This window comes from Dysgonomonas sp. GY617 (assembly GCF_015233815.1).
Classification (GTDB): Bacteria; Bacteroidota; Bacteroidia; order Bacteroidales; family Dysgonomonadaceae; genus Dysgonomonas_A.
Genome location: NZ_JADCLR010000026.1, coordinates 117,674 through 128,365 on the forward strand (window position 1 = coordinate 117,674; position 10,692 = coordinate 128,365).

General features: G+C 36.0%; 7 protein-coding genes and 1 pseudogene. 2 read left to right on the plus strand and 6 right to left on the minus strand.

Annotation, left to right across the window (positions count from 1 at the left end; translation table 11 throughout):
- Positions 1 to 12: 12 nt before the first annotated feature.
- Positions 13 to 3,225: a SusC/RagA family TonB-linked outer membrane protein gene (locus tag IR022_RS15235; protein WP_194204379.1), complete on the minus strand. Its 3,213-nt coding sequence runs from the start codon at positions 3,223 to 3,225 to the stop codon at positions 13 to 15.
- A 411-nt stretch (positions 3,226 to 3,636) separates the two neighbouring features.
- On the opposite strand from IR022_RS15235, the gene IR022_RS15240 reads away from it, so the two are divergent.
- The gene (locus IR022_RS15240; protein WP_050709504.1) at positions 3,637 to 5,292 is read left to right on the plus strand and encodes a DUF6377 domain-containing protein; all 1,656 of its coding nucleotides are present in this window, start codon (positions 3,637 to 3,639) and stop codon (positions 5,290 to 5,292) included.
- Positions 5,293 to 5,334: 42 nt separating this feature from the next.
- Here the strand turns inward: IR022_RS15240 and IR022_RS15245 are convergent, their stop codons facing one another.
- Positions 5,335 to 6,039, minus strand: a complete 705-nt coding sequence (locus IR022_RS15245; protein WP_050709505.1) for an SAM-dependent methyltransferase — start codon at positions 6,037 to 6,039, stop codon at positions 5,335 to 5,337.
- Between the two features lie 174 nt (positions 6,040 to 6,213).
- Here IR022_RS15245 and IR022_RS15250 point away from each other — a divergent pair, with 174 nt between their 5' ends.
- Entirely contained in the window at positions 6,214 to 7,389 is a 1,176-nt protein-coding gene (locus IR022_RS15250) for an MFS transporter (RefSeq protein ID WP_050709506.1), read from the plus strand.
- 484 nt (positions 7,390 to 7,873) lie between these two features.
- Here the strand turns inward: IR022_RS15250 and IR022_RS15255 are convergent, their stop codons facing one another.
- The 4 genes and pseudogenes from IR022_RS15255 to IR022_RS15270 all read right to left on the minus strand — a co-directional run.
- Positions 7,874 to 8,815, minus strand: a complete 942-nt coding sequence (locus IR022_RS15255; protein ID WP_050709507.1) for a hydrogen peroxide-inducible genes activator — start codon at positions 8,813 to 8,815, stop codon at positions 7,874 to 7,876.
- Positions 8,816 to 8,952: 137 nt separating this feature from the next.
- Positions 8,953 to 9,621, minus strand: a complete 669-nt coding sequence (locus IR022_RS15260) for a YggS family pyridoxal phosphate-dependent enzyme (protein ID WP_194204380.1) — start codon at positions 9,619 to 9,621, stop codon at positions 8,953 to 8,955.
- Positions 9,622 to 9,623: 2 nt separating this feature from the next.
- Entirely contained in the window at positions 9,624 to 10,088 is a 465-nt protein-coding gene (locus IR022_RS15265) for a DUF4494 domain-containing protein (RefSeq protein ID WP_050709509.1), read from the minus strand.
- A 356-nt stretch (positions 10,089 to 10,444) separates the two neighbouring features.
- Positions 10,445 to 10,692, minus strand: a pseudogene (locus IR022_RS15270) (galactokinase); the annotation flags it as partial.

The following is a 10,692-nucleotide window of genomic DNA, read 5'->3' on the forward strand; positions in this document are numbered from 1 at the left end:
CGTTTCATTACATTAAAAGTTAACACTCAGACCAAATGAATAAGTCTTAGATAGAGGATAAACAGTACTGTTTGCTTGACTATTGTCTTGAATTCCGATACCTACGGTTTCGGGATCCATTGTGCCTGACAAACTGGTTATAGTCAGCAAGTTTTCTCCTGAGAAAAACACTCTTAAGTTTTGAAGTTTCAGAGCATTTGTCAATTTCTTCTGGAAAGTATATCCTAATTGAAGATTCTTCAATCGCCCATAAGCAGCATTTTGCAAATAGCGAGTTTGCACCTTGTTATTTTTAGTATTGAATATTGGACGAGGATAGTACGAGTTTAGATTCTCACCCAGAGGATTGTCTGATGTACGGAAATAATCAAGATGATCCTTGAATGAAGTAGACCACCATTCGCCATCTGTTACACCCCAAAATGTCATATTATTATCACCAGGCCAGTAATCACGTTTAAGCACACCTTGCCAAAACATTTGTACATCAACCCCTTTCCAGGCTGCATTCACATTAAAGCCAAATAAGTAGCGAGGCGTATTGTTTCCTATCTTTTTCATATCACCCATATCATTGAGCGTATAGCTTCCATTGCTTATTTTGCCATCACCATTCAAATCTGCATACATAATATCTCCGGCTGTCCACTGACTACCCAATCCATCCTGACCTCCGTTTGGCATCGTAGCCAAGTGTGCTTTCATTTCTTCGTCAGTCTTAGCTATACCCAAAGTAGTATAACCATATATATTGCCTATCCATTCACCCTCGAGGTATGTACCTAAATTTCCGGTAGGGTTACCATAGCGTAACACTTTACTTCGTGCATCAGATAAATTCAAACGTACACCATAGCTAAAATCTTGAATTCGATCACGCCATTCTACTTGCAACTCCCATCCCGTAGTTTTCAAGTCTGTATTATTCGTACGAGGAACATCTGTTCCCAAGCTGGCAGGAAGTTCGATACCTGGACCTAACATATCTTCGGTCTTACGTACGAAATAATCAAACGAACCGGTCAATCGTCCATTGAGAGAAGAAATATCAAAACCAAAGTTGGTTGTTTTCACCTTCTCCCATGTCAATGTAGATGTTACTAGCTTAGGAGCATTTGCTGTATTAGGTTTAGCTCCATTGATCAACCAGTTACCATTAGCCGAATTAACATCTATGATTCGGTAAGTAGGATACAAACTGTTTGTATTTTGATTAGCCAAAGACCCATAAGACATTCTAAATTTAAAAGTCTCTATTTTGTTTGCTAAAGGTTTCCAGAAATCTTCACGAGCCATATTCCATCCCAAAGAGAAAGAAGGAGTCAGAATCCATCGATCCTCTGAACGGAAACGAGACGAACCATCGTATCTCAAATTTCCTTCGAAAAGATAACGACCATCGAAGTCATAATTTACACGGCTGAAAAAACCTGCATTCGCCCATTCTTCGTAAGCTCCCGAAATTCCAAAATTAGATACATTGTTAGTTGTCAAATTCAAAACAGGCATATCTGTCGAAATCATATCAGAGCGTTGAGCTGTTGCATTTCTGTACTTTTGCTGCTCACTCTGAAAACCTCCTGTTACAGCAAAACCATGCTTATCTAAATTGAAGTGATAGTTCGAATAAATATTCGGATTCAGGAAAGTAGACTTGTATGAATACTCCGATACTGCATTTTGGCTATATCCTGTCATAGTAGCCGCATATGTTTTCTCCGGATCATCAGCATAGTGAGAATACACTATTTTGTGATCCCAGTGGTTCCAATTATTATCAATCTTCACATTCATCTCGCCGATGATGTTCCAGTTCTTGATTGGAGTAAATGTAAGACGTCCTTGTTGAACCAATCCATCATTCTGATCCTTGTGTCTACCTCCGTCTTTCAATGCACCTATATAATTGATATCCGACATGTAGTAACCATTAGGGTCATAAACCGGACGAACCGGACGAGTACGACGCAACACATTATTATAGAAATCGTTGTACATTACTGCCGGACGAGAATAGTCGGCACGTACATAACGAGTCATATAATCAAGTTGTACATATTTGGTTAACTGTGACGATATTTTAGCAGTCAAGTTGTAACGTTTATAGTTATCAGTACCATAACGCATAAACCCACTTTGATCTAAATAATTAGCAGACAGATAATAGGTCAGTTTATCAGATCCTCCACTTACGCTGGCATTGTGTTCCTGAGAAGGAGCCCATTCACGAAAATATTCTTGCAGCCAATCCACATTGCCCCATGTAAAATCATAATCCCATTTGCCATTACCTTGAGCTTTAGCAACATCATTAGGTGCCAATTTACCTTCATAATAATCTTTTACCTTTTGTTTATACTCCTCAGTATAATAGTGTGTATTATTCTTATTATACATTGCATCATCGTAGAAATTTACATACTCCCACGAACTCATCATCTTAGGTAACTTTATTGGAGTATTAAATCGAAAACTATTGTTATAGTTGATCACAGCACGCCCCGATTTACCTTTCTTGGTTGTAATAAGTATCACACCAAAAGGCGCTCTTGATCCATAAATAGAAGCTGCCGCCGCATCTTTTAATACCGATATATTATCTATATCCTGCGGATTGATAGTATTAATATCGCCTTCCATTCCATCAATCAAAATCAATGGTGAGCCACTCGAAAAGTCGCCGATAGTACCCGATCCACGTATATTGATCGATTTACTGGCATTAAGTTCCCCACCCTTTCCTGCATTCGAGATATTAAGCCCGGGGACTACACCTTGCAGAGCCATGGTAGCAGAGGAAACAGGTCGAGATTCAAAATCTTTGGCAGAAGCTGTACCTACTGCTCCCGTCAGGTTTACTTTCTTCTGTACACCAAATCCTACAACTACTACTTCATTTAGAGCTTGAGTGTCTTCACCCAATGCGATTCGCATGTTAGCAGTTGCTTTTACCTCTTGTTTCTCGTAACCAATATACGAGGCAACAAGAGTACTGCCCAAGGGGGCTTCTAAAGTAAAGTTTCCGTCAATATCAGAGATCGTACCATTGGTCATCCCTTTCTGTACGATAGCCACGCCAATCAAGGGTTCATGCGAAGAGGCATCCACAACAATTCCTTTGATGGATGTATTCTGAGCAAAAGCTTCTAAAAACAAAAGCATTGTGAACATGGTAAGGAGGGTCTTTCGACTCCTCAGGAAGATTTTCTTTCTGTTCTTTTTCATGAATATTTAGTCTTAAAGTTAAACATCGCGGACAGCCAAATTGAGGACTGTTTCCGTTTTCATTTGATTAGTAATAGACTTATTAATTAGATTATCGATTAAATGAAAGCCATAGAAAAGGGACTAAGGTTGAGCTACAAAAATATTGGCTATGAGAACAGAAATTTCATCCAATTATTTAAAAAGTGAATCCTTAAAACAGGCAACACACTACTAATCAACAAGAAACGTCTATTAATATTTGCGAAAAAGTGGACATTAGGTGGTTAACAGTAGACTATTAATGACATATAAGAAGGCTTAAACAAGCAATTCTATATAAATCTGTCAAATTAGAAATAAACGATATAAGTGAGGTTTCTGTAAAATACATATCTTTGATCAATAAACCTGCTATCCACATACACTCACATGAAAAAAATCCTATGCATCTCCGGTCTCCTATTTCTACTGACCCCTACTCTGTCAGCCAAAATAGACTTAGACTCATTATTTAATGAACTTGATAGCAAAATCAAGCACAACGATATTTATATTGAATTGAAAGATCTTAGGATAGATGATTTGAAAGCTGAAAAAAAGAAAACGAATAATACCCCACAACAACTCTATGCCATCAATCAATCGCTATATAAGGAATATAAATCTTATATCTCCGACTCTGCAATTTCTTACCTAAATCGAAATTTAGATATAGCCTATTCGCTCAAAGACCAGTATAAAATAAACGAAACATCAATTACACTCAGCAATTTATTTGTTGCCTTAGGAATGTATCTGGAAGCTAGCAAACTAATGGGTGACGTCAAGAAAGAGTATTTCGATAATCAGCAGCGGATAGAATACTATTCTACTTATCGTTATCTGTATTCGGGATTGAGGTTATATTCGCAAAATATGCGAAACAAAGATGAATATTGGAAAATGTCGCATGCATACATGGATACTCTGTTTATGATAGCTCCCCCAAACTCGGAAGAATACTTGCGGATAAAAGAAACAAAACTACGAGAAAACGGAAAAATTGCAGAAGCACTCGAAATAAATGACCGAAGATTGGAGTTAACAAAAATAGGTACAACCGACTATGCCTTTGTTACGTTTCACCGTTCACTCTTATACCGACAAATAAAAGATCTTGATTCCGAAAAGAAGTATCTTATCTTATCTGCAATATCCGATATTCAGTCAGCCATAAAAGACAATGCCTCCATACCCATTCTTGCTAATATGCTGATGCAAGAAGGCGATGTAGATAGAGCATACGCTTATGTGCGTTTTTCTCTAGAGAATATTAATGATTATAATACACGGGTGAGAAGTTCTGAAATATTAAATATTCAAACGATTATTGACAAGGCATATCAGCAAAAAAATGAAGAACAAAAACAAAAACTTCGCTTCTTTCTCATAGTTATAAGTCTTCTTTCTGTGCTCCTTATTATATCAATATGCTATGTATATAAACAGATGAGAAAGGGAGTAACAATAAGCAAACGACTCAAAGAATCTAATTTGGCGCTCAACACCCTCAATCAAAAGTTACACAACATCAATATAGAGTTGCAGCAAACCAATTCGGATGTATCGGAAGCCAATCAGATTAAAGAAGAGTATATTGGATATTTCTTGGGCGAATGTCTCAAATATATAGACAAATTAGATGCCTTTAGAAAGATGGTTAATAAGAAAATTCAAGACAAGCAGGTCGAAAATCTATATAAGCTAACTAAGGACAACATTCTGAAAGAAGAAGAGCTGAAAGAATTATTTACCAATTTTGACACTATATTTTTACATTTGTTTCCCGACTTTATCGAAAAGTTTAATTCTCTGCTTCTCGATGAAGAACATATTATTCTCAAGAAAGACGAGGTACTCAATACCGAATTCCGTATATATGCACTCATTCGACTAGGTATCAACGATAGTAACAAAATAGCCAGCTTCTTGGGATATTCGGTCAATACCATTTATAATTACAGAGCCAAAGTGAAAAACAAGGCTAAAATCGCGAGAGAAGACTTCGAATGGGCTGTTCGCCGAATAGGTACTTTCAGAAAATAAACAATTGATTACATCCTCTCTGAAAATAAAGAAGCAGAATCTTTATTTATAAATAAGAAAAATACAAGGTTTCTTATTCATATCAGGCAAACGTTTTGCCCACTCTTTAATAGATAAGGTTTTGATATACTCATCCTCACAAGTAATATTCATCGCAATGCAAAGTTTGGTTGATGGAGTACAATTTTTCATAAGATCTTCAACCATCTTAAGATTTCGATAAGGAGTCTCTATAAATATTTGTGTTTGATGCTCGCTATATATACGCTGCTCAAGTTGCTTTATTTTTTTAGCACGTTCAGTTCCATCAATCGGTAAATATCCATGAAAAGCAAAACTTTGTCCATTAAAACCAGAAGCCATTAATGACATCAAGATGGAAGAAGGTCCCACCAATGGAATCACTTTAATATTTTTTCGTTGAGCAATTGCAACAATATCCGCTCCGGGATCTGCAATAGCAGGACAACCTGCTTCGGAAATTACTCCCACCGAATTACCATTAGCAATGGGTTGCAGATAACTTTCGATCTGCTCTAAATTAGTATGCTTATTCAATTCATAAAATGTAAGATCATCTATATTTATAGAAGAATCTGTTTTTTTAAGGAAACGGCGTGCCGAACGTATATTCTCTACAATAAAATACTTTATAGGAAGAATCTGCTCTCTATTATAATCAGGCAAAACCTGCTCAATAGAAGTTTCGCCTAATGGCACAGGAATAAGTATAAGTGATGCTTGCATTTTCTGAAATTGATATTGTAAACAAAAATAAGTCTTTTTCTTGATAGAGACAAAATATCAGCATTTTACCTCTCATAAACTCTCACATCTTTCGAGAAAAGATTATAACTTCGTGAAGTAAAACAGAAACAAATATTTTGTTGATTATTATTCTCTGACAATAAAGAATAAAGTATGGAATCGTCTTCTAAACCCAGACTTTGGACTCTAAGCTACCTAAATGTCTGTATAGCTAATTTTCTGATGGCATGCTCCTTTAATTTATTAATGCCTTCTATACCTCTGTACATAACCGAACATTTAGGAGTACCCCAAACTAAAACTGGAATTGTGCTTGCATCTTACGCAATTGCCATTCTTATGATCAGACCTTTTTCGGGCTACTTGGTAGATTTATATCCTCGAAAGAAAATACTGCTGATAAGTTTCATCTGTTATGTAGCTATCTTCTTCGGATACTTTTATGCAGTTACCATATTTGTGTTTGTAATCGTAAGATTCTTTCATGGTATTACTTGGGGATTGTCAACAGTCTCATCGAGCACCTTAGCAATTGATATAGTTCCGTCAGAGCGAAGAGCCGAAGGTATTGGATACTTTGGCACTTTCATGAACGTAGCTATGGCGATAGGTCCTTTCATTGCAATACATATATATCAGAACTACAGTTTTCAAGCCCTCCTATATTGCGCCATCTTCATGGGGATATTGGGAATAATAGCCGTATCGTTCATTAAAGCACCCGAACGTCCTAAATTAGAGCGAGAGAAGATATCTTTCGACCGCTTCTTTTTACTTCCTGCCTGGCCCATATTTCTGAATCAATTGCTACCCAGTTTCGCCTGGGGTACTATCGGACCGTTCGTAGCTCAATACGGGAAGCAAATAAACATCCCAAATGCTGGTATCTTCTTCTTATTCTGGGCTGGAGGAATAATACTCTCTCGAATATTCTCAGGACGAATGGTAGATAAAGGACATATCCATTTAGTGAATACTTCGGCAATGGCTATAGTTGCTATCGCATTTTTGGCTTTTGCCCTAATTCATAATATCGTTGCTTTTTGTGTATCGGGGTTATTCATCGGAATAGGTTTTGGAATGATGTTTCCAGCACTCCAAACGCTCTATATTAACATGGCAGAAAACAATCAGAGAGGAACAGCTAATTCTACTTATCTAGTAGGCTTCGATTTAGGTTTAGCATTGGGCATGTTAGTAGGTGGATATATATCCGGAATCTACTCTTTTGAGGTACTTTTCTTAGTTGCATCAGGACTTTGCTTCTTTAGCATCATTGTCTATCAATCGATATCCAAAAGATTATACGACAAAAAGAAATTAAGATAAAACATATAATAATCAACTAATTATAAACATAATCAAAACAAAATACACAGTCATCTATAAACCTATAATTTTTAAAAACGATCAATTAATCCACATAAACAGATTACTATATCTTTCGTTTTCACAAATAGGTAAAATGATAGTAAAATACAACTCCAAAACATCTAAAAAGAGAATTTAAAAGCATACTTATTCTAGCTAAAGAAACAGCAAAAACACCCAAATACAGGCACATTAGAACATCATTTAAGCCTCATAAAACCTATAACTTAAGACTTAATTAGAGCCAATAAAACAAGACTAAATAAGCAAAATATACCCTATCCTTATCTCTCCGAGAATCGCATATTTAAACCAAACATGGAACGATATTCGAAAAAGAGGAATTACAAAAGGCATCCAATAGAAAGAGATTCAGAACACTTTATACAAATAAAAAAGGAGATCAATTTGATCTCCTTTTTTAATATTCATATATTGTAGATTAAATATCTACAACAAATTTTCTTAATTCGTCATTTAATAATGCGGGAGGTACTGAATTCTTAACCTCATCTATAATGATACCAAGAACTCGCTCACGCAAGAATTCTTTACGTGTAACCAAGCTAATTTCACGCACCGGAGATATACCTTTCAATGGGCGGATATTTTGCTTTTGTTTCTCATTCAATTGCTCAATAGCCATCTCAGGAATAATAGTTAAACCACTATTATTATCCACAATGTTTATCAATGTACTGATGCTACCCGCTTCGTACGTAAACAATGAGTGAGAGCTTTTACGTTTACGCAAGTTACAAATACGTAATATTTGACTACGGAAACAGTGTACTTCTTCTAACAACCAAAGGCGGTTGATATTAAGATCATCCTCCTCAAGCTCTTTTTTAGCGTACAACGATGTCTCACGAGGCGATACATATGCATAGAATCGTTCGTAATAGATAGGATGCTCCTTTATCTTATCATTCTTCAATGGCGTAGCCAAAATAGCTCCATCTAACGATCCGTTAAGAAGCGCATCTATAATCTGACCCGTTGTAGTTTCCTCTATAAAGAGTTCTATATCGTATCCGTTTTCTTCGTGTCTTAGCATTAATTTAGGAAGTAGATAAGGTGCAATGGTAGGAATAATTCCCAACTTAAACACACCTTTTACAATCCCTTTTTCCTCTTGTATTATTTCTTTAACCTGCTTTACTTGCGACACAATAACACGAGCCTGATTAATTATCTGAGTCCCGATAGGTGTCGGTTGTACAGGTAGTTGACTACGGTCGAAGATTTTCACCCCCAACTCATCTTCAAGTTTCTGTATCATCATACTCAATGTGGGTTGCGTTACAAATGACGCCTCGGCAGCCTTTGCAAAATGACGATGATTGTCAACCGCAATAATGTATTCCAACTGTTGTATGTTCATAAGCGATAAAATAAAAGACCATTATTAAACTAATGGATTATTATCAATTTAAGGGCAGCAAATATTACTGCAATATTATTTTAATCATAACATGCTTCGGTTTATTCACTTACCTAAGCAATAAAAGGCATTGTACCTTAATATTCTCGTTCTCCAAAGATAGATGTTCCCACTCTGATCATAGTAGAACCTTCTTCGATGGCAATCTTATAATCATGAGACATTCCCATAGATATTTCGCAGAAACAAGAATCATCCTTAAAATACTGCTGCTTAAGCTCCTCAAAAAACGTTTTTAACGATCTGAATTCCTGCCTAATCTGATTTTCATCATCAGTATTGGTTGCCATTCCCATTACACCTGCAATCTGAATATTCTTTAAAGCCTTCCAATTCTCATTTGCTAACAAATCTCTACATTCTTCAAAAGTAAAACCATATTTGGTATCTTCTTTAGCAATGTATATTTCGAGCAAACAATTTATCTTTCGATCGACTTTAGATGCGTATTTATCAATTTCTGACAATACTTTCCAACTATCGATACTCTGAATTGTATGAATATAAGGCACTACAGTCTTTATCTTGTTAGTCTGTAAATGTCCTATCAAATGCCATTCTATATCTTCTGGTAAGACCTCTTGCTTACTGCTAAGCTCTTGCACCCGACTCTCTCCAAAGACACGCTGTCCAGCATCATAAGCCTTCTCTAAAGCTTCTTTAGGATGAAACTTAGATACAGCTACCAATTTTACACCTTCCGGCAATAAAGATCTAACAGCATCTAAATTTGCACTTATACTCATAGTTACTCTTCTTTCAGATATTCTATTTTAGTCTTTTCGGCTGTTTCATAAGGGAAAACATCCATAATCATAGTTTCGTTGATTGATGCAATAACATAGTCAGCCATTGTACCTTCCATTCCCTTTTCGATAACTCCTAAGGCCTCTTTCAAATCACAAGCCTGAGCTAACATACTCACTGCTGTTTTCTTTTCAGTTCCGCTCTTTTCGTCTAAAGTGATAAAGTATATCTTCGTTTTGAAGTAACGATCTCCATTTTCATTAAAGAACAATTCTGCTAATTTTGCTCTCTTGATATCAGCAATTGTAAAATCTCCGGAAATATATGGCTTCAACTCTTCTATAATACGAGCTTCGGCTTCCGTAAACGACAAAGCATCAACTAAATAAGGTTCGGTAACTTTTTTAAGAGTTCCGTTTTCCATTGTCTTATCGTAAGATACTTTGCACTCAAACCAGTTATGCATAGGACTATTTATTTATAATTAATCAGTTCAAGGTCTCAGACCTTTTATTGTTTTGATAAGTACAAGTACATTTAATAATTACCACTCTGAAACAGAGCTATAAATACTACATGTAGCCTATATTTTGAAAAGCTCTTTATGAAAAACTTTTTTCAGATATAAAGAGCTTTGTTTAGAAAACAAAAGTAGCAATTATTTAAATAAGTCAAACCTCAATTATAAATAAAATTTATCGACTATCGGTAAAGGCTGATAAGTAATACAGAATATCGATTACAATATTTTGTAATTATAACCTCTTATTGTTATTGCACTTACCAAAACAATAAAGATTTAGAACTTAAGCTTAGTATTATTTATAATTTTCGGGCACCATCTTTAATAATGACATCGTACACTTTAGGCTTGATCTTGAACTTTTGTTCGTAGCTTTCGGTAGCACGTTTAATAAAGCCATCGTGTAATTCATCTTTTACAAGGTTGATGGTACAGCCACCGAAACCTCCGCCCATAACACGAGAGCCGGTTACTCCGCACTGACGGGCAACATCGTTTAAGAAGTCCAGTTCGGGACAGCTTACTTCGTATTTACGGCTTAAACCGA

Bases quoted from the DNA above. Each gene is read 5' to 3' on its own strand.
- IR022_RS15245 (WP_050709505.1), bottom strand. From the start codon at position 6,039: ATGCAAGCATCACTTATACTTATTCCTGTGCCATTAGGCGAAACTTCT.
- IR022_RS15255 (WP_050709507.1), bottom strand. From the start codon at position 8,815: ATGAACATACAACAGTTGGAATACATTATTGCGGTTGACAATCATCGT.
- IR022_RS15235 (WP_194204379.1), bottom strand. From the start codon at position 3,225: ATGAAAAAGAACAGAAAGAAAATCTTCCTGAGGAGTCGAAAGACCCTC.
- IR022_RS15260 (WP_194204380.1), bottom strand. From the start codon at position 9,621: ATGAGTATAAGTGCAAATTTAGATGCTGTTAGATCTTTATTGCCGGAA.
- IR022_RS15240 (WP_050709504.1), top strand. From the start codon at position 3,637: ATGAAAAAAATCCTATGCATCTCCGGTCTCCTATTTCTACTGACCCCT.
- IR022_RS15265 (WP_050709509.1), bottom strand. From the start codon at position 10,088: ATGCATAACTGGTTTGAGTGCAAAGTATCTTACGATAAGACAATGGAA.
- IR022_RS15250 (WP_050709506.1), top strand. From the start codon at position 6,214: ATGGAATCGTCTTCTAAACCCAGACTTTGGACTCTAAGCTACCTAAAT.